Annotated in this window: 22 protein-coding genes; 5 read left to right on the forward strand and 17 right to left on the reverse strand. The window is 47.3% G+C overall.

The features are described 5' to 3' along the window. Window positions 1–159 precede the first annotated feature (159 nt). A complete protein-coding gene (locus tag C2U41_RS29420; protein ID WP_024196078.1) occupies window positions 160–432 on the forward strand; it encodes a hypothetical protein in 273 nt (90 codons plus the stop codon). A 211-nt stretch (window positions 433–643) separates the two neighbouring features. On the opposite strand, the gene C2U41_RS27880 is transcribed toward C2U41_RS29420, so the two are convergent. After that, window positions 644–862 carry a hypothetical protein gene (locus C2U41_RS27880; protein ID WP_007372345.1) on the reverse strand — a complete coding sequence of 73 codons (219 nt, stop codon included), beginning with the start codon at window positions 860–862 and terminating at the stop codon, window positions 644–646. Between the two features lie 282 nt (window positions 863–1,144). Here C2U41_RS27880 and C2U41_RS27885 point away from each other — a divergent pair, with 282 nt between their 5' ends. Continuing rightward, window positions 1,145–1,468 (forward strand): hypothetical protein, encoded by a 324-nt coding sequence (locus C2U41_RS27885; RefSeq protein WP_007372343.1) that lies wholly within the window; start codon window positions 1,145–1,147, stop codon window positions 1,466–1,468. A 35-nt stretch (window positions 1,469–1,503) separates the two neighbouring features. On the opposite strand, the gene C2U41_RS27890 is transcribed toward C2U41_RS27885, so the two are convergent. The 8 genes from C2U41_RS27890 to C2U41_RS27930 form a co-directional block, all read right to left on the reverse strand. Beyond that, window positions 1,504–2,367 (reverse strand): hypothetical protein, encoded by an 864-nt coding sequence (locus tag C2U41_RS27890; protein WP_016241543.1) that lies wholly within the window; start codon window positions 2,365–2,367, stop codon window positions 1,504–1,506. Window positions 2,368–2,607: 240 nt separating this feature from the next. Further along, window positions 2,608–2,982, reverse strand: coding sequence for a hypothetical protein (locus C2U41_RS29880; protein WP_223226822.1), 375 nt, complete (start codon window positions 2,980–2,982; stop codon window positions 2,608–2,610). Between the two features lie 171 nt (window positions 2,983–3,153). Then, the gene (locus C2U41_RS27900) at window positions 3,154–3,552 is read right to left on the reverse strand and encodes a hypothetical protein (protein ID WP_016241545.1); all 399 of its coding nucleotides are present in this window, start codon (window positions 3,550–3,552) and stop codon (window positions 3,154–3,156) included. Between the two features lie 21 nt (window positions 3,553–3,573). Continuing rightward, a complete protein-coding gene (locus tag C2U41_RS27905; protein WP_009651680.1) occupies window positions 3,574–3,891 on the reverse strand; it encodes a hypothetical protein in 318 nt (105 codons plus the stop codon). 87 nt (window positions 3,892–3,978) lie between these two features. Continuing rightward, a complete protein-coding gene (locus tag C2U41_RS27910; protein ID WP_007372340.1) occupies window positions 3,979–4,464 on the reverse strand; it encodes a hypothetical protein in 486 nt (161 codons plus the stop codon). 359 nt (window positions 4,465–4,823) lie between these two features. Next, window positions 4,824–5,792 carry an IS5-like element IS903B family transposase gene (locus tag C2U41_RS27915; protein ID WP_000654812.1) on the reverse strand — a complete coding sequence of 323 codons (969 nt, stop codon included), beginning with the start codon at window positions 5,790–5,792 and terminating at the stop codon, window positions 4,824–4,826. A gap of 148 nt (window positions 5,793–5,940) precedes the next feature. Continuing rightward, window positions 5,941–6,807: a RepB family plasmid replication initiator protein gene (locus C2U41_RS27925; protein ID WP_008786567.1), complete on the reverse strand. Its 867-nt coding sequence runs from the start codon at window positions 6,805–6,807 to the stop codon at window positions 5,941–5,943. Between the two features lie 572 nt (window positions 6,808–7,379). Beyond that, the gene (locus C2U41_RS27930) at window positions 7,380–7,628 is read right to left on the reverse strand and encodes a hypothetical protein (protein WP_016241546.1); all 249 of its coding nucleotides are present in this window, start codon (window positions 7,626–7,628) and stop codon (window positions 7,380–7,382) included. Window positions 7,629–8,553: 925 nt separating this feature from the next. On the opposite strand from C2U41_RS27930, the gene C2U41_RS27935 reads away from it, so the two are divergent. Next, window positions 8,554–9,672 (forward strand): RepB family plasmid replication initiator protein, encoded by a 1,119-nt coding sequence (locus tag C2U41_RS27935; protein ID WP_016241547.1) that lies wholly within the window; start codon window positions 8,554–8,556, stop codon window positions 9,670–9,672. Between the two features lie 1,528 nt (window positions 9,673–11,200). Here the strand turns inward: C2U41_RS27935 and C2U41_RS27945 are convergent. The 5 genes from C2U41_RS27945 to C2U41_RS27965 all read right to left on the reverse strand — a co-directional run bounded on the left by C2U41_RS27945 (window position 11,201) and on the right by C2U41_RS27965 (window position 14,191). Continuing rightward, window positions 11,201–11,920 (reverse strand): HNH endonuclease signature motif containing protein, encoded by a 720-nt coding sequence (locus C2U41_RS27945; RefSeq protein ID WP_007372337.1) that lies wholly within the window; start codon window positions 11,918–11,920, stop codon window positions 11,201–11,203. Window positions 11,921–12,073: 153 nt separating this feature from the next. Beyond that, window positions 12,074–12,499 carry a hypothetical protein gene (locus C2U41_RS27950; RefSeq protein WP_016241550.1) on the reverse strand — a complete coding sequence of 142 codons (426 nt, stop codon included), beginning with the start codon at window positions 12,497–12,499 and terminating at the stop codon, window positions 12,074–12,076. A 111-nt stretch (window positions 12,500–12,610) separates the two neighbouring features. Then, on the reverse strand, window positions 12,611–12,913 hold the full coding sequence (locus C2U41_RS27955) for a hypothetical protein (RefSeq protein ID WP_007372336.1): 303 nt from the start codon (window positions 12,911–12,913) through the stop codon (window positions 12,611–12,613). 136 nt (window positions 12,914–13,049) lie between these two features. Continuing rightward, window positions 13,050–13,595 (reverse strand): hypothetical protein, encoded by a 546-nt coding sequence (locus tag C2U41_RS27960; protein ID WP_007372335.1) that lies wholly within the window; start codon window positions 13,593–13,595, stop codon window positions 13,050–13,052. 71 nt (window positions 13,596–13,666) lie between these two features. Then, the gene (locus C2U41_RS27965) at window positions 13,667–14,191 is read right to left on the reverse strand and encodes a hypothetical protein (protein WP_016241551.1); all 525 of its coding nucleotides are present in this window, start codon (window positions 14,189–14,191) and stop codon (window positions 13,667–13,669) included. 143 nt (window positions 14,192–14,334) lie between these two features. Between C2U41_RS27965 and C2U41_RS27970 the strand changes: the two genes are divergently transcribed. Both C2U41_RS27970 and C2U41_RS27975 read left to right on the forward strand, forming a co-directional pair. Then, window positions 14,335–14,526: a hypothetical protein gene (locus C2U41_RS27970; RefSeq protein WP_007372333.1), complete on the forward strand. Its 192-nt coding sequence runs from the start codon at window positions 14,335–14,337 to the stop codon at window positions 14,524–14,526. 91 nt (window positions 14,527–14,617) lie between these two features. Then, complete coding sequence (locus tag C2U41_RS27975; RefSeq protein ID WP_007372332.1) at window positions 14,618–14,941, forward strand: hypothetical protein; 324 nt, start codon at window positions 14,618–14,620, stop codon at window positions 14,939–14,941. A gap of 221 nt (window positions 14,942–15,162) precedes the next feature. Here C2U41_RS27975 and C2U41_RS27985 read toward each other — a convergent pair whose 3' ends face one another. The 3 genes from C2U41_RS27985 to C2U41_RS27995 form a co-directional block, all read right to left on the reverse strand. After that, window positions 15,163–18,540 carry a hypothetical protein gene (locus C2U41_RS27985; protein ID WP_048242079.1) on the reverse strand — a complete coding sequence of 1,126 codons (3,378 nt, stop codon included), beginning with the start codon at window positions 18,538–18,540 and terminating at the stop codon, window positions 15,163–15,165. A 203-nt stretch (window positions 18,541–18,743) separates the two neighbouring features. Continuing rightward, on the reverse strand, window positions 18,744–18,989 hold the full coding sequence (locus C2U41_RS27990) for a hypothetical protein (protein ID WP_007372330.1): 246 nt from the start codon (window positions 18,987–18,989) through the stop codon (window positions 18,744–18,746). 48 nt (window positions 18,990–19,037) lie between these two features. Then, window positions 19,038–19,697 carry a hypothetical protein gene (locus tag C2U41_RS27995; protein ID WP_008786574.1) on the reverse strand — a complete coding sequence of 220 codons (660 nt, stop codon included), beginning with the start codon at window positions 19,695–19,697 and terminating at the stop codon, window positions 19,038–19,040. Between the last annotated feature and the right edge of the window lie 60 nt (window positions 19,698–19,757).

Genomic DNA, 19,757 nt, shown 5'->3' on the forward strand with positions numbered 1-19,757 from the left:
CTTTTTAAAATGGTGGGCCCGGGCAGAATGGTTACCCCGGGCACGGGCCCGATCCTGAAAACGACACGGAGGTTTCAGGTACGGCTCCCCTTTCTGCCCCAAGCGAAGCGCAGGGGCAGAAAGGGGAAGTTTATTTGTATGTTGGACTAATAGAGGGTGATGTACGTGAATTCTGCCCGGGTTTTCCCGGCGATTATCCCGGAATCCATCACCGATATTCTTCCCTTTATCCTAATACCGGTGATGGCCACCGGCACAAAATGCAGGGTGTTCCGGCCCGGCGAAGATGCGGCCGCAAACCAGCACGAAAGTGTCGGTCGGAAAAAGGTGAAGCCAATGCTGGTGGCCGCACGGAATTCAGGCGGGCACTCGACGTTACTCACCCACGACTCCGGGTTAACGGTTCGACTCCGGGTAGCCTGGCCCGGGTGAAGCCCGGGGCAGGCTACCCTGTTTTTGTATGTTGGACTATTTTGACGGGTACTGGAGCAAACCACTCTGCCACACGATATGGCATTTAGTTACCGCTCTTGCGGTTCATGGATGAAATAGTCGGTTCTGTCAGGAGGGAGTCAGGGAAATGTGAAGAACCGAAATGGCCACGCTGAAAGATCATGTAGCCAGTTCAGATAAGCAAATTGAGTTAACGCCCTCGCTCATACCGCACCAGCTCTTCAGGTTTAGACAACCACTCTGTAATCTGGTGATCATGCATTGACGTATCGTATTCAAAGTCTGGCGGATAATACATATCGCCAACAAACCACTCTTCCTGCTTTAATTCATCCTCATCTATATCACAACCGCTATCAAGCCAGTCCCATCGGCCTCTTTTGTTAAAAATCACTCTCCCATTCGGCATAAAAGCTCCTTATTCAGTCAGATGGTTACGGTCTCGATATCTCGATGCCAGGTTAACATCGTTCACCAGTTTTACCACGGCTGGACGTTCGGCTTCAGTCCAGGAATCAGGCTGATAGTACACCCGCAGCGATTATCATCAAACTACTTCGCCTCTCAATCCCGCGCTCTCAAATTTCTGTTATGCATCATGCCAGAGTACAATATGAGGACACTATCGCCGGAATATTACCGACCGCCCCGACGATTAACGTTACCGGCCTAAGCTGAGGAAAATGGTTCTATGAAGTCATTTCTGATCAAAATGTCAAACGCGCATAACGAACACATCCGGGAAGTCGCTTCCGTGGATGAAGCTATTCGTATCGCATCCGAAAGAGCAAATGAAGGTTTCTGGCTTCCACCCAGCCGGGTCTGCGAAATGAGCAAGGAACATGAAGGCCGGTATACAGTCGGTGATGATGGCTGGTTCCGCCCCATCGAGCTGGCGGTTCCAGTCGAAATAGAAGAAGTGAAGTCGTCCTACGGGAACGGTGGTTACGACATGATTTCCGTAGGCAAATGGATCCAGACTCAATCAGGCTGGCAACCGTCACCGGCTGTCTGACTCTCCTTTTGTTTCGGTGGGGCTAGAGTGCCCCACTATTCTTCCGCTTTACGCTCGCGTTTTTCTTTGTCGCACTTCACTTTTTCATAAGCCTTGCCAAACCACTTAGGCTCTTTTCCCATCCCCGAATAAGATAGTCCTTCCGGCAGACTCTTCCAGAACACCGTTATCGCCTCGGCAAATTCTCTAAACTGTTCCTCGGAAACTTCAAGTTCTTCGTGGCGAGCTGGTCTCTCTTGCGGATAACCTTCGCATTGCCATACTGAGTAGTACTCCGGGTGAGCATTAACCAGTTTCTGGTGGGCATCACCATCTCCATGTTTATAAACGTTGACAACCTGATGACATGCACTGATTAACGGGAAACATGGCATGTTTCGTACTTCAATACCCAGCCATTCCATCAAATCCATAAGCCTCGGAAAACTGAGGTTCCAGATCAAATCTGATATCACAACCATGTCGAGCCACCGCCAGCTTCTGGCCTCCCGGATAAGCAGATCTCGTAATGCCTTGTCAAACTGGTGGTACATCCCAGCGGTCAGGGAAAGCGTGACCGTGACCTTCATTTCCCGCAACGCAACCCAGTGGCAAGCTTCAATCTGTTCAATATTCTCGTATACGTCACTTTCGTCGTGGTAATCAGGATTGAACCAGTCTCCAGCTGACTCTATAAATGACTCGCCTTTCTTTGTCGCTTCACTCCTGATCTCCACATCACTGAACTGCGACAGCAAACGTTCCTGCGCTTGTTCAGCGTAAAAAAGATGCGGGTTAAGCACCCACGGTCGGTCAATTGCCGCAAAGAAAAAGATGTTCCATCTCGGGTCGATAATTTCTTTTTCAGCATCAACAGCTGGCGCTGATACACTGCGGTTTGATTGTTTTTTTCTACCCATACCACTATCCAAATTAAAAACAGACGAAAAAAAACCGTCCAGCTGGACGGTTAATATCAAAATATCCTTCAGAAGTCTGACACGGGTCAGGCGCTAACCCGGGCAGTCGCTACTCACTAATTAAACCCCGCATAGGGGAAAACAATATTTTGATACTCCGACAACGCACCCCGCGATGGGGGAAGGTATGTCAGGCCAGTCTAACAAACCCAAAGCTCGTTGCAACCGCCAATCAGTGACTTAATCCTGGCAATCCTGATCATCAGTTTCAGTTCCGCAACTTAAGTAATCCATATTTAAAAACATTTTGTTCCCCGAGCCTGCCAATGCAGACAGACCTGAGATTTTACAGATCACGACAATCGACGGTACGCGTTTATAAATCTCGATTTCGCTTTCCCAACTTGACGCAAGATACCTTTCAAGCTGAAGTTCAGGGGTTACATCAACAGGTTGAATTCTGACCACAAAACCGTCTTTTCGCCCCTCATTGCGAAGAGATGTTAGCTGTTTTATCTCTGCATCGTTGAGTGTGGAAAATTTACGGCCATTAAGAATATGAGAGCAAAAATTGAAGCCAGTGATATGAGATGAGCCACCAGTTATCGATTCCAAAATGCTTGCATATTAGCTATCTGGGGGTTAGGCTCGCCTGTTTGCGGAGTGGATTCACATAATTCAAGGAGTCTTTCCAATTCCGATTTGGAATCACCCATACCCAATTCATTGCAAGGAAAAACATTGTGATTATTATTCATGAAAACTCCGTAGCATTAGATTTGAAGGCTAGTTTTCAACACTATGGGATCCCGAAATAAGTTCTCCCCCCCGCTCCCGGTAAGCTTTCGTTAATACCGCATAACTTTCTGAATTAACATGCTCATCAACCCCCGAACAAATCAGCCGGTTCGTCGGTGCTTCAAAAGCGTGGCGTTCGTATTTTTCGACCACGCGACAATCTTCCGACCATCTCTTGCCGAGCAACAAATCATTTGTGGTAATTGATGGAAACATCATCAATGCAAAAATTCCCCCAAGACAGCCTATTGGCACGAGCCACATGCAAACGATCTTGTTTTCGGAGCGTACAAATTTCAACCCGATGGTAGCGCCTATGATAGTCACGACAAATACCACCAGCAGAATTTTTAAGGGTAAAATCAGATCTGCGGCATAAATTAGCATTAATCATATCTCCTTAACTTTTCAATATTTGGTTCCTTCAAAAAGCCATCCATACTTTCCTTCATCTGGATGATCTGTCTTGTAGTTTATCTGGCAAGTGGTGAACTGACGCATCCATTCTCGTGACCTAAAAAATTTCCCACGAGGAAGTTTATCGCCAGGTAAGCATTGTTCAGCCCATTCGACAAAAGCAGGACAAACCCCCTTAAAGTGAGGAATAACAACTTGCGTGGCTTCTTTACGCATTACTGCTGACTGAATGGTTTTGGGATCAATCGTCATGGCTTCACAGGCTAACCCGACTTCACAAACATTTCTATTCTGCTGATGTTCTGTCATAGCGCCTTCCAGTTGAAGTTAAGTAGGGTCAGTTTGGATTTGAAAATTGTTGTACGGTAAGCCTGTTCTTGAACCTGCTTCGTGATCTTATGCCCGTTTGATGGCCACGGACTGACGCAAAAGTGCAAGAACGTCACTGACACTCATATCCCACGCATCCGCCTGCCGTTTCAGAATAAATGCCCCTACTTCCATTCTTTGGGCATGGTTCAACATATGCGTCAGCATATCCCCACCATGAGAAAAGTTTATCCCGCAGCCGGATGCACCATTGTTGATGAGCGTAAAACCTTTGTTTTTATCGGTTCCGTGAAAGTTTGCCCTCATCTCCTTTTCCAGCCCGAACAATACCGCGCAACATTGAGTTAATTCATAGCGATTCAGCTGGATGACGCGCTTAAGCTCCCATTGGGCTTCTTTTGCGCCATCAGCAATCGGAGCCATAGTGATGTTCACCGTGGGAAACGCATCCTTACCAGGCGAAACCACATATTGAAAATCAAGAGCAGTACGTTTTGCGCCCGTTTGCCGGTCTGCATAAAGCTTCAGCTGCTTACCAAATGTCGAAGTCATAACTATCCTCCAGAACTTAATTTACCCTGGTCATTCCAGCCGACAAAAGATTGTCGGGTTGTTTTCTACAGGCCTTCCCTCTCAATCCCACCGGGTATATTTTCCCCTTCCCTCTCGTTCCCACCGGCGATAAAAACTGTGCAGATTAAAAAAGTATCTTTTTGGGATTAGGCGAACAGCAGTAATTATAAAGAGGAGTGTTATTTTCTTTATTTTTCATGGTAATACAAGTTGTATTCAATAGAGGCCTGACGCGCCCCATCAGCTTTTCAGATGTAAATGGGACTATTTATCCTTTAGCGAGGCTTTGTTGAATAAATCAGATTTCGGGTAAGTCTCCCCCGTAGCGGGTTGTGTTTTCAGGCAATACGCACGCTTTCAGGCATACCTGCTTTCGTCATTTTGTTCAGCGCTCGTACCAGGGCCATAGCCTCTGCAACCTGACCATCGTAGTCACGCAGTGTCAGTGAACCCCCGAACAGCTGTTTTACCCGGTACATCGCCGTTTCCGCTATCGAGCGACGGTTGTAATCTGTTGTCCATTTCCACCGCGCATTACTCCCGGTCATTCGCTGATTAGCCACTGCACGGTTACGGTCTGCATATTCACCGGGCCAGTAACCCGCACCTTTTCGGGGAGGGATAAGCGCGCTGATTTTCTTACGCCGCAGTTCATCGTGACATAGCCGGGTATCGTAAGCGCCATCGGCGGCGGCTGACCTGATTTTCCGGTGGGTTTGCCGGATTAACCCGGGGAAGGCCTCTGAGTCCGTAACGTTGTTCAGCGACAGGTCAGCGCAGATGATTTCATGTGTTTTACTGTCAACGGCGAGATGCAGCTTACGCCAGATACGGCGGCGTTCCTGGCCATGCTTTTTGACTTTCCACTCGCCTTCACCGAAGACCTTCAGCCCGGTGGAATCAATTACCAGGTGTGCGATTTCACCCCGGGTGGGCGTTTTGAAACTGACATTAACCGACTTTGCCCGCCTGCTGACACAGCTGTAATCCGGGCAGCGTAGCGGAACGTTCATCAGAGAAAAAATGGAATCAATAAAGCCCTGCGCAGCGCGCAGGGTCAGCCTGAATACGCGTTTAATGACCAGCACAGTCGTGATGGCAAGGTCAGAATAGCGCTGAGGTCTGCCTCGTGAAGAAGGTGTTGCTGACTCATACCAGGCCTGAATAGCTTCATCATCCAGCCAGAAAGTTATGGAGCCACGGTTGATGAGGGCTTTATTGTAGGTGGGCCAGTTGGTGATTTTGAACTTTTGCTTTGCCACGGAACGGTCTGCGTTGTCGGGAAGATACGTGATCTGATCCTTCAACTCAGCAAAAGTTCGATTTATTCAACAAAGCCCTTTAGCGACTACAAAATCACGGGTGGGTTTGAGAGGGAAACGTCAACTTAGTGTTTTTGACCGGTGGGAATGAGACAGCACATTCCCGGAACCGGGCAAAAAGACGTTTCAAACATCAGGAACCTGTTAGTTTGGGATTCCGATCCGTGATCTGAATGGTGGGTACGCTGGTGTCCACCAGGTAGTAAAATTTCAGGTAACCGATGCTGGCAAGCACATCGAGAGCAGTTCGCATTTTCCGGTTCTGTTCGGCAATGCGCCCATTGAGCAGTAAACGCTGTCGAAGTCTGTCAAAGGTGATCGGGGCTGGATGTTGAGGTAGCGCTTCAAAAAATGTATAGAGCGCCTGAGCCGTTTCATTCCTGGTAAGTAGCTCCAGGGGTTTCTTCCGCAACAGAGTAAGATGATCTGAACGGTACAAATCCCAGAGTCGTTCGTCGGCTTCCAGGATGATGTAATCACTTTCACCATCAAATTCCGCCTCTTTCAGCAACCCGGCTACTTTGAACTTGGTGATCCCCGGGTTCTTCTCAAACCGAATGCTTTTTGAGCGAATCTTCGTCAACGAATCGGCTATCTCATTGCGCAGTTTCGTGCTGTAGCGTTTTGATGGGTAGCCGCAGAGTTTGGCAAATTCACTAAAGGGCATTTTAATCCGGTTACCTTTCAGCGCATCAGGCGATACGCTGAAGGAATGGACGATTGCTGTCCAGCACCGGAAGTCCTGGAAATAATTCAGCATCGGGCCGGTGATCTTTATGTCCGTGTACCCTTCCTGTTTTGCAATTTCCAGACTGGATAGCGCTTCCGTCACGTTTAGCGTGACCGTTGCCTCTGTTCGGCAACTGGGAGTAAAAACGCCCAGGCGGAGCAGTGATACAGGTTGTACTGATGAATTTTTTGTCACCGTCAGCTTTCCAGTCGACGGCTGATTGAAGTCGGGAATAGCGTCCTTGAAAAGAAGAACTTCATTCGAGTTCATCGTGTGGATCCCCCAGTTTTATTGTTATTTTCCGGGTATCTTGGAATGCCCAGTCCGGGCGAATGTATCACGGTGATTTTTATTGATCATGAGAAATAGGGGTCATTTAGTCCCCATTTATCGGGTATTGGTTTTTATTTGTACTAAATCAATACGTTATTTCAGAGATGAATCGGATAAATGTCGTTGACATCAAATTTTTGATCTGCTGCCAGTGTGGACAAAAAATGAATACCGATCACCTATTTTTGAGATTTGTTACGTATGATTATGTTTTTATTTGATGTTTTCATTAGCACAGCAGATGTTGATAATTAAGTTCCTTTCCCCTTCCAATCCCACCGTTATTCCCTTTGAACACCACCAGCTACCAGGCTAACCCCACCGACAGCCCTTCAGAGCTCACTTTTTTCCCTCTCAACCCCACCGGGGCAGGTCTTCAGAGCTTACCAGCTGCGGGTTTGCGGGAGCGGGGATCTTTTTGGTTCTATTTGGTCTTAATCTGGATCGATCTGTTGATCTACCCGGTGGATATGTGGATTAGTTGAGTCACGTCCTTGTTACTCGGTTGCTTAAATTTGGCCACTACGAACTGTCTCAATACCACTCTGAACAACATCCCAGTTGATACCGATATCACCATCGTGAGTTCGGTCTATCAACGCTAAGGTCGACTCAGCTTCGCTAGCTGAAACCTGCGGCATGTTTCGGTCTATTGCTAACTCCTGAACATCAGACTTGTACCAGACACGGACTAGCACCTTTTCGTCAGGGTTCATTTTTTGCAGCTTTGCGATAATTTCTTTTGCAGTTGCGTACATGTGAGTGCCTCTTATCGTTTTGTTTACACAATCAGTAAAGCACCGAGTCAGTAGCTGACGAAGGCAAAAAAGATACTTTTCCACAGGACAGTTCCAATAAAGAGATCCCAAAGGTGCAACGGAGTACAAAAGAGATCCCTGTACGCTGCAAGCCGCATGGTTACTGGGCTCAAGGGCATTTTATGACAATGGTAATGACTTTTTTGACATTGGTAATGATTAAAATGACATTGGTAGTGACTATTTCGACGTTAGTAGTGAGTATTTGTGACAATGGTAGTGAGTTTTATTGTGTGATCTGAAGGTATAACTCTTAAAGAGTTTTGAGTATATTTCTATTATAATTCATATAGATACCATCTATCACCTGTATGATGAAACAAAATTATTAAAATCTTATCCACTGTTTTCTATACGCATTTTCCTTTCATGCCCGTACATATTTTCGACAATTTAGCTATTCGATGTTGATTTAACTCGAAGAGAGAATTTATCCCCATTTTCCACAAGGTAGTTCCAATAATTAGTACCTTACGAGTTCCCATAGATCACAAGAGATCCCCGCAGCTCGGAAGCCAGACGGCACAAGGCCTGGAAGCCAATCGGTGACAACGGTAGTGATTATTTTGACATTGGTAGTGAGTTTTTTAACGGTAGTAGTGAGTTTTTTGACAACGGTAGTGATTGCGGCGACAATGGTAGTGATTTTTTAAAGGATCTTTTTCACCGGAATTGATCCTTTGTTGATAAACTACGTATGTATTTGTTTTTATGTGAATTTCAGAGTTTTATATTTAGTCGTGGCGTTTTTTTAGCCTGGACTTATGCACAATCTGAGATCGTCGCAGAGATCCCTTAAGTGACACTGAGGGCTTTGGGCGATAGTATTCAATAATCTGTTGATTAATACAGTCGATAAACCACTATGACCAATGAGAAAGATTCTGAGCAGCAAGGCCAGATGGTTACCAGGGCTTTCTCTGTAACAGAGAGAGAGACAGGTAAAGAAATTATTTTACGTCCTAATAGCAGCAGGACGGTTCAGTCTATCGCGCTCATGCGCCTTGGGTTGTTTGTGCCATCACCAAAAAGCGTTGGCCGTCAGAGTCGTGAATACAAAACTGTTGGCTTTGATGCCACGAAAGAACTACAGACACTTTCTTTGATGGAGAGCGAGGGTTTCACCAATATCTCGATCGTGGGTCAGCGCCTCGATATGTCTGTTGACTTCAAAACGTGGATGGGAATCATCCGAACGCTAGCTAACCATCCGATTGATAACGATAAGATCAGCCTCAAATTTACTGAGTTTCTGAAGCTCTGTAACCCTGAAAATTATCGTTCCTCTACCGCATCCCGTAAGCGTATCGACGCGTCGTTACGCAGGCTGGCATCCGTGATGTTGTCCTTCACCAGCACCCACTCGTCAAAGGTGTATACGACGCACCTGGTGCAGTCTGCCTTGCTTGACCCGGACTCTGATCAGGTAGAGCTACAGATAGACCCTAAGATATTCGAGTTGTATCAGTACGACCACAAGGTTTTGATGCAGCTGAAGGCTATCAAGGAACTGGCGAAAAAAGAGAGCGCACAGGCGCTTTACACGTTCATTGAGTCACTTCCACCAAATCCAATCCCGATCTCCTTAACGAGACTTAAGAACCGATTAAATCTTAAGACCCGTGCCAACAGCCAGAACGCCACAGTACGTAAGGCATTGGAGGAGCTGGCATCCATTGGTTACCTTCAGTACACCGAAGTAAAAAAAGATGGGAAGGTTTATTTCCAGATCCACAAACGCGATCCTGATTTGAATCTGAACAATATCCAACCACCACCTGATGGTGATGGCGAGGGTGATGCTGATGAGGAGAACAATGGCACGTCGGGTAAAAATAATGGTGAGCCACTGGAAGGTGAATTGTGCCCACCAGATGAGCCCATTGATGGGGATGAAACGTTAACCATCCATGACTTAACAGCTGAAGAACTTCACTACATTCGCAGCCTTAGAAGCCAGAAAAAGAACAATCCCGCCAGCTAGCATTCCCTCCGGGCTGTCAGATGACGGCCTGGAACCCTCCCTCCCTGCACATCGTCAGAGAATCCTGTTTAGCTTAATGACAACGGTATTGAGTGACGCGGTCACTACTGTTGTCATTGCGGGGTGACCACTCATGACAATGGTAATGAGACTAGATAGCTCACTACTGTTGTCATCATCGACATCTCTCCAGACCAGCTTCTCAGGGAAGGTCTTACACCGCTCACTACCATTGTCGGAATCGCCGGTACAGACAAATCGCTGATACCCATGACACCATGACATCGGCAATGAGTCTTGGCAGCTCACTGCTGTTGTCATCATCGACAACTCTCCAGAGCAGCTTCTCGGAGAAGACCTCATACCGCTCACTACCATTGTCGGCATCGTCAGTACGGATTTATCGCTGATTCCCATGACACAATGACAACGGTAATGAGTGATTTGACTCACTACCGCTGTCATTTGCTCCCGGCGCATTTGAATGACCACTGTATTGACTAAGAATACTCACTACCGTTGTCATTCATGATTCAGACCAAGTTCTTACTGCTCCACCAGCACAATGACAACGGAAATGAGTTCTGTTGGTCATTACCGTTGTCATATGCATTCCAGGTTAATCAGGCCTTTCAGGTAGCTATGGTAAGGATTCACTCGCCGTACTGTCTGCTCGTACTTGAGGGGCGGGATGAATGACCGTGGTAGTGACCGCGTCACTCCCTGCCGTTGTCGTTGTATGAATACATGGCCTGTCGGTGACAATGGAAATGAGTCCAACCGCTGTCGTAGCTAACCTGATTGGTCAATGACAATGGATGTGATTTTTTCAAGTCTCTACCATTGTCATCGTTTCCAAGTACATTTCAGTGGGGTCGTTCCGGCGATGACGAATCAAGTGAGTGCGGGATCACAACCATTGTCGAGGCACAACTTGCCGGTTGTAGCCATACCGAACGCTGCGACAACGATAGTGATCTCGATCACTCATTACCGTTGTCACCAGGCGGATGGTGAAGCACCAGAATCACTACTGTTGTCATCTAACATTCTGCTACCCATGCAACCAATGACGATGGTAGTGAGCAACGCCGTCTACTTGCTGTATATAGGGATAGTATGATGAGCCATAACAATGGTAATGACTCACTACCATTGTCATAGTTCCTGTACTTGATTGCCGGTAACCAGACAAGGGTTAACCATTAAGTCACTACCGTTGTCATTACAGAAAGGTACTTTCCTTAATTGTCATTACCGTTGTCGACCATGCACCCTCTTACCAGTAGTAACGGTTCGTTAATTATGTGAAGGTGATCATTACCATTGTCACTGGTTACACTCCCGGCAGATTCAAAAATCGAGTGACAATGGATGTGAGTTCGATGCGCAGGACGGCATCTCAGTGCCGATGGCAATAGTTATGAGCTGACCAGACTGGTGACAACGATAATGAGCCAAGCATTGAAGCCCGTTTGCTACGACAACGGTAATGATTAGGCCTCACTACCGTTGTCAGACACGATGCTTACTTCGGCCAGGTAAGTTCATCCCACCGGGATTTTAACCAGGCAGGGTTTACAGGTTTTCTTGTCGGTAATATTGGCCGAGCTTCATACGCGATGAGATCGTCATCCTTAGCCAGGATAGTGGGGTGGAAATGGATTGTCAGGGTGCTGGGATTAATCACACACAGGCCGTTGTCGTATAACCGATGTATGTCTGCCCGAAGCCACAGGCCATTACTCCAGTGGTCAGAGCCCGCTTTATGATGCTCAATCAGATGTGCTGCTTCTCCCCTGCATTTTGTCTTCACACCGGTGACGACACACCGCTCCATGCAGTTGAAGTATACCCTGTCGCTGAATTTCTTCTGATCAGGACGGGACATCGCACCGTACCGGCGATATCCAAAGCGTTTTGGTGAGACTTTCTCATCCAGGTCATCGTCAAATGAATCCTGACTCTCAGGCCGGAAGGTCTTCAGACGAACTTCCCAGCGAATGCCGTCACGTGCAAATTGCTGCCCTACGCGTGGGTCATCATCAGGCCAGATAGCTATTCCCTTAGCTTTAACAGCCAGCCGGAACTGGCGGGCATCAGCAGGGGTTCCCGTGCGGGTTAGTGTCATAAATTCATGGACACTCCGGTACTCCACTGGTTCTCCTGATGAGCCAGCAGGCCTGGCGAGAACCTTGTCTTTAATATCGCGGGCGAGTTTATCGGTTTGATTTTTATCTGAAGCCATGTGAGCTATGCCATACCGGAAGAGGGAGGCATGAATAATGGGCTGTTTTCCGAGGATAAGCCATAGATACTCACTACTGTTGTCATTCTTGTCGATGACAACAGTAGTGAGTCTGGTTGGTATGCATCATGTCGAAATCGGAGCACCGGTGACTTATCGAATAGTCTGAACTGACTTGTAATGCGCTTGTGCAGGGTGGCCATAAGCCGTATTCGAGCGTGGAACTTCGAGGTGACCCGGCATCCATCCGGTCGTTTTTGCAACCCAGAAACAGCGTTCCTCACCGTCATCGGTAGTGACTCTAACACGACAACCTTCAAGCCCAATTAGTTGGGGGGAAAGATTACCGGGGCAGCATTTCCGGGAAGCGTTAGCATATACCTGCCCGCGCCGCATGAGTTCTGCACATTGTTCAAAATGTTCTTCTGTACCCAGTGCAGCTACTGGTGCTTCAACGTCCATCCAGTCAGCTACGGCGGTTGCTTTTGTATGCAGGAGATCAAATCCGTAGCTTGATAGAATAGAGCCACATTTAAGAACATAGAGCTGCTGCTCTTTGTTAATGTTTTCGAGTTTCATAGCCGCTCCTGTTAGATTATCGTTGCCTGTTATTTAAAACATGGCTTTTCAGTAAATAAATAACCACACCTGCATGACGATTGGGACGCGATAATAAATAACGAGTATCTATTAGCTTTGAGTGCCGAAAAAACCACAATCCATAAGTTGCTCACCAACGGTATTGTCGAATAACATATCGTCTACTGAAACTTCATAGCTATTCTCTGATGAAAAATATCCAGCGTTATCATAGTCGACTTCTAAAGCGTCACCATCAATAACCACAACCTCAGTATTAACGAAAAGATCATCAAGGTCTGAAATAACCTCAATATCTTCACTCTGTTCATCGGTAATGACAATGACAACCATATCATCTTCAAACTCGGAAGCTGATACTTCATCATATCTTGCTGCAATTAAATCTGACATATTAGCCTCCAGTTGAATGTGATTGCCTATATGTCTATATTACCACCCACATGCTTGTGACGAAGTGATTTGGCTTATTTTTAATCGTTTAAAACAAAAAAGCCACCCCGGTTATTTCCTTGGTGGCTAATTGATATTATCCCTCGGCTAGTTCCAGCGCTTCCTTCTGGGAAGTGGCTTCACCGAACCAGACCAGATCATAATGCGTGAAGTCAGTAGATAACATGCTCCTGACCCGTTGTTCCTCTGTTGCCACAGTGCGGCTATAGACAGCTACACAGCGCTCTCTCTTCCCGCCCCGCAATGATGAAGGGCTGTTGAAAATCGCAAAACACATCGTTTCCGGCTTAACGTTAACCCCGCCCATTTTTTCAATGACGTAATCATAGGCAATTTTTTCAATGTCATAAAATGAGCCGTCAGATGACACCATTGAATATTTCAGAACAGTACCCCCCAGAGCTCGCTTAATCTGGTGCTCCCTTTGCTGCTCGTTGTTCCAGCGAAAGGTTTGACGGCTGCTGGGGTGTCCTACTTTCTGTTCCGCTTTTGCACGTGGGCTATAGCCGTCAGCAATGAGTGAATCCATAAATTCACGCATTGATAAAATCTTACCGTTATGACGAATTTGTTTGGCTAGGAAGTTTTCAATACGTTTTTCGTTGGCTTTTTGAAGTGTCATTTTTTCTGGCCTATGGTTCGTTGTCGTTATATTCAGTAAACCATAGGTCGTTCATGTGACGAAACGTGTATTTATTCAACCCTATCTTCAATTATTTCGGTCATTAGAAAACGCAAATGATGATTATCGCCATCAGGATTGATTTTGTTTTTGTGATAATCCATTACGCTTACATTTCTTGCTTGTTTGAAGTGGTAATTATCCATCGCGTTTACAGTTTTCTCATAGTAAGCTTCAGCTGAATAATCCAATAAACTTCGATAATAGGCAGCGACAACATCCCATCGACGATTTTCCGATGCTTTACATAACTCTTCGTCGTCACCTATTGCCGCTATGATATAACCATATATATAGCCAAGACATATGTCATGATTAATGGCTTTTCTGAATAATTCGGGAGAATATACCATAAGTATAAAGCCTAAAGACCTATGTATAAATACCCTGCTGTCATGGACTATTTTTCTGTCATGTTCGATAGCTGATGGCGCGTTATCACCCTCAAGAGTAACAGGTTCAGGTATAGAGACTGACGGTTCCGCCCTCTCCTGTTTTGTTGCGCCAGCGAAAAACCTGCTTATACGTTCAAACATAATGTGTCCTCCGCATTTTTGACTCAGTATAGCCAGGAGCACTGGCCCGTGTGCGGGAACGGAAGATGACCGTCGATATCCCGTTGTTACTTAACCAGCCTTACCGTACTATCAGGTGAATTATAGTTCACGTGGATTAACCTATGTACAAACCCACCAGCGATGAATTTAAAGCAGAGATGAAACGCAAAGGCTGGACGCGGCAGGCGCTGGCACAGCGCTGGGGCAAGTCCGAAAGATGGATAAGTAATATTTCAGGTAATGAGGAACGCGAGCAGCATTGGAACGATGCGCTTGCAGGACTACCAGTATTAAAAAAAACCAAGAATAAGTGAAGTATAGTTCCCTTTTTTATTGATTAAATGTGAACTATAGTTCATGCTTTCTCGTGTGTTCGACTTCACTTCCCATCGAGGAGCAGCAGGCATGAACGTAGATCAGCGGCAACGTATTGAGCAGGAAATTGCCCGGGCAGCAGCAACCGGGTTGATTGAAGCAGGATATAGCATCTCGGTATTCGACTCAGAAGAGATTGTGCTGAAGCGCTCTACGAACGTAGAACGTATTGTTGAAGCCATGTTCTCTACTGATGAAGACTACTTCTATGCTTATCGCCCTGAAGAAACTGAACGTGCAGGTTACGTCCATTTTGTTTACGGCAATGAGGGATGGAATGTTATCAGCGATAACAGCCTGTCGCTTGAACCGGCGCTTGAAGCCGCTACTGCTCTGTCTGAGTCTTATGCCTGACCCTCAATGGCCCACTTAGTACTCGCAAGTGGGCTGTTTCTTATTCATACCCCATATGAATAGCAACATTATCACCACCTCGTGCCTATCCCTTTCTCCGTTCTTCGCCCCGGCACCAAGCCGTTCCGTTTTGTAATTGATGCCACAGCTGTAACGCGAAGAAATAAAAAGCCCGCTTGCAACGACTAAAGCGGGCTTTTTTTTATTCATACTGCATATGATTAACGGTCTATCCACCGTTCAATAATCCCATCAGGTACATCGAAATCATTGTCGCGGAAGAAATCCTTTTCGTATTTTCTGGCCTGCGGCATCGTCTTGAGTACGAAGAGGATGGCATCCTCCTTGGAACTGAACGAAGTCCGCGTAATGACGTGATCCGGCGCGTGAATGTGGGAGAGTGCCAGGCTTTCTTCGGTTCCTGGCTTACACAAATCACACCAGTGCTTATGCCAGAATGTCTCACCATTCTTCTTCAGCTTCGCCCCTGGTTCACCGGTTGGCGCTGGGTTAATAACCACCTCAAGAATATCTACCGGCTCATCTGCATCTCGCGCCGCATCGCCGAGCAGTTGATCGATAAGCAACTCCCCGGCTGAACTGACCAGGTTGCTGGCTATCGTGAAGAGACGGTGTAAGCCGCGATCTGCCTCTTGCTGAATCAGCGCTATCTGCGATTTAAACGATACCATATGCGTAAGCACAGCATGGTTAACGCCGAAATCAGGCCCATATGTCTCTATGTTTCGGTCTGCGCTAAAAGGGGCCATGTCCGGGCGCTGTTTTGTGCAAAAGAGACCCAGACTTGTTTTCTTATTGGCAAGATTATCGAGCTTACCCTCTTTGACCTCGTAATTTGAAATCAGACGGTGGGCTACCCGGGCCTTGAGTGCCTTATCATTCAGATTCTGATAGATATACTCGACCGCAGAGCCGCGTGTACCAAGATATAAGTATGACCACTCCTCACGGTCGACAATAAGACCAATCGGGATCATCATTACTGGCTTTTGAACGATCCCGCCAGTCGGTCGGTAGAAGTTCATTTCTTCAAAAGCATTAATCCACAATTCTGCCAGCTCGCTCAGACCTTCCTGGTTGCTGGGATTCAGACGCTTGAGAGTCTCACGGCCCAGTTCAATGTCTGCCAGAGCTTTAAGTTTCCGGTCGTAGCTTTCAAATACAGACTTTAACCCTTTCCACTCATCCACCAGCGGCCATTCTTTGAGGGTGCATTCAGATACGCTCAGTTCGTTAACCAGAGCCCATGAGCGAGATACCTCTTTCACACCGGTACGCGTCAGACTCAATACCACACGTATAGCCCATTTGTGTTTCTCAGCTGCATCGTTTCGTTCTTCAGCTCGTGGGGCTACATACAGGCCCAGTTTGCCGTTTGGCATTACCACAAGCCGTAGAGGAGAGTTTCCAAGTTGCTCACAGTAGCATTCAATTTGCGGGATGCTTGCATGACCTCGCCATGCAATTAAATCCATCATGGCAAGGAGCGCTTTCCATTGCTTCTCATCTTCCAGACCACTTTGGAGGGATGCACCTCGGTTTGCGCAGCGCCACGTCTGAATCGTTTTATCTACAGCCGCAACCCGGTCATTTTCGTCACCGATGTTCCCGGCGTTTAAAGCCGCCAGCATTTTGCTTCGGTATTGTTCTTCATGCGTTTCTTCCAGCTTCAGCAGTGCCGCAAGTTCTTTGAAGAGCCGGATGTAATAAAGATGGTTAGCCCGGATACGCCGGTTGTGAATGTAATATTCGAGATCGGCGGATTTCACCGTGTCCAGGCAAAGATAGCCAAGGCTATCAGAGGTTCTGAATTTTGAGAGGCATACCTTGGCATTGAATTCTCGTTTGTCTGACTTCGCATTACGGCTGTAGGTGTGCTGAACGACTGGCACATCAACGTAGATCTCTTCATTCTTCTGGTATGCCACGCTGGTACTACGGCTTTTAACGAAATCAACCGTGAATGAATGTCCCCGGTAGCCGTTACCTGAATCATCCTTAGCTGCCCCGGGTGCGGTAACCGGATTAACGACCTGTCTCCACTCACAAAAGACGCGTGAACCAGAACGCAGGTGCTGGTTCGCCTGCTTAATGTAGGACTCCAGCGATGGTCTGGTATCGGCCTCCGGGTCACTCAACAGACCGGTTCCATCTGCGTCATGAATAAAGCGGCAATATTTCTCCTGGAAGTCCATCGAGATGAAATTAATGTTACTACTGCGATCATAGAATTCGCCAAACAGGCGCTCACGCTGGTCGAGCCCGCAGCAAAGGATCAGGAAACGTTTATAGTGCAGCGCCATCTTTTCATGCGCCCGCAGCCGGTCAGTGTAAGCTACATCGCGGAAGGTGATGCGAGAACCGTCAAAACCGCGAAAAAGCGCGTCCTGCTCGTCACGTTCAGGGAACAGCGTATGAGCGCCCAGATGAGATTCAACCGGGCTGCATACCTGGTAAATATTTTCGCCGTCTCGTACCAGCAGGAAGACACATCTGTTTTGAAAGTCTTTGGCCGCAGCCTCCCACGGATCCTGATAATTGACGTGCCGTCTGGTGACGGCCATAACCAGTACGCAACGTTGGGTCGGGAAAATCTGCTCGATTAGGCCCGGGTGTTTTTGCAGTGCCTGGTCGAATAAATCTGCTTTGGTGAAATCGAACCAGTCTCCCAGATCCAGATAGACAGCGAGCTCCTCATCCATCAGTAGCTTTTTCTGGACAAATGTCAGAGGAATGTCGCTCGGGGCTGAATTGCCTTTGATTATCGTGTTGACGACAACATCTTTGCCGATGAAAAGATCCAGAGACGCAATCCCTTTCATCAGCGATTCAACGTTCTCCCTGCTCTCTTCGAATGCGGCCAGCTGCGCCGCAGCCATTTCCTGGTAATAGGGTACGACGGCCTGAACGGCCCTGGTAATTTCGTTATTCTTACCTTGTAGCCATTCAGATTGTATGACGGCCAGTTTATGTCCATGCCGAGCCGCTTCCATCATTCCCTTAATGCTTTCCTCATTGACACCGGATGTCAGCGCATTTTCTAACGGGCCGGTGGCGAGGTTTGTGTACTGGTCAATCGTCGCGGGTAGAGTATTGAGTTTGTTCTCGCTTTTTTCTGTCTGCTCTTTTTCAAGGCGTTCCGCAATGATCTCTTTCATGCGTTCAGGGTTTGTCATCGCCTCGGAAAGTTCAACGGTCAGCTTCTGAGCCAACTGCTGGCAGGCCTGCACTTCACTTTCGCGGACTTCTTTCGAGTCAGCAGCAAAGGTGAATTTGTTAACGAAGTCATCAAACAAAAAGCGGTGCTGAGTGAAGCTACGGGTAGTGCCACAAGTGCGGCCAGATTCATCGGTATATTCAAACCGAATGTGTTGGCCATGTTTTGATGGGTGGGTGCGCAGAATGACCGTATGCAGTTTGTTGTCGACCCAACGCAGCGATTCAATCAGCAGTACTTCGGAAGCGGCAATGTTCTCTTCAGCAATGGCTTCATTTGCCCGCCAGTACTGACCGCCTTGAAGAGAATGGAAACGTTCAATTCGCTCTACCGGTTGTTCAATGCGCACGATACCCGTCATTATGATCTCCTTCCCCCGGCTTTAGCCATGTTGCCGCTATTGTACTAGGACATGGTGTTTCTAATGGCTTAAATGGGGGACATATTGTTTGTGATACTTTGATTTTATCGTTGGGGGGGCAGGTGACGAATAGCTCTGGGGGATGAAAGGCAACGAAGAGTTGCCTTTTACGAAAAGGAAGATGCAGTACGAATTGCGGGTGGTCAGGAAAGAGGGTTTACCCAGCCTTTTCCGGTCACGAACTGAATTTTGCCAGCCTTTCTTAGCGCCTGTAACCGCCGGTCAAGAATGCGGAATGGCATCGGCTTATTCCTCTCCTCATCAGCGAGTCGGGAACACTCACCAGCTACGTCTGGAAGCATAATCAGTGAAAATGGAACCGGCTCTTTGCCGAGTATTTTCATGATCGCACTGTCCAGAACGGCGTACTTGTTTTTAGCAACTTGCATGTTCACTGTCCCCTCTCTCTATAGCGTGGTGATCGGTTCGCCTGATACCTACGGAACACATTCCGGTGGGACGGCCTTATTTTTATCCTGCCAACGTAGAGCAGCCTTAATACACTGCTTACACGTTATTTCACATACGTAAGGCCCGTACTCACCATCACTATGGGTGGCTGGGTTAACCCAAAGCTTGCCGTTACTTCCACCTGCGGCGGTGCAAAGAAAATCCCCTTCATTTCTGACCAGGCGCCCATCACGTATGTCCTCAAGTAAAAGCACGTGAATCACAGTTCGCCGGTTTATACCGTTACCGCTACTGTTTTCCGTCAGCCCGGAAATCACCGATTTGAATCCGCTTGTCCATCGTACCGGAAGATACAAACGAGCGTTTCGCTCTTGCGCCTGTTGCATCAGCTTCATATCGAGAGCGGCCTTTTGCTGTCGTTCTTCTTCTTGCCGTGTCAGACGTTGTCTGGCCTGTTCCTCTCGTCGGGCCCGGCTATCAATCTCAGTTTCAGCTTTAATATCGAACCGGTCAGGTGTAAGAAACAAAGTCGCACCTACCGGAGGGAGTGTGCCCTCCACCAGCAGCAGGTTATCCTTTGTTGCTTCCACATAAACTGTTCCAACCTCGGTAACCACACCCGTTTTATCTTTTTCCCCCCGGAACCAGAAGGGCGATGGGTAAGGAGGGTATTTGAGAACGATCATAATTTTTCCTTTCTGAAATACCGCATCGAGTTAATTTACTGGTTGTCAGAACGCAGTAAT

It is taken from the genome of Citrobacter freundii complex sp. CFNIH4, from assembly GCF_002934505.1.
Taxonomy (GTDB): Bacteria; Pseudomonadota; Gammaproteobacteria; order Enterobacterales; family Enterobacteriaceae; genus Citrobacter; species Citrobacter freundii.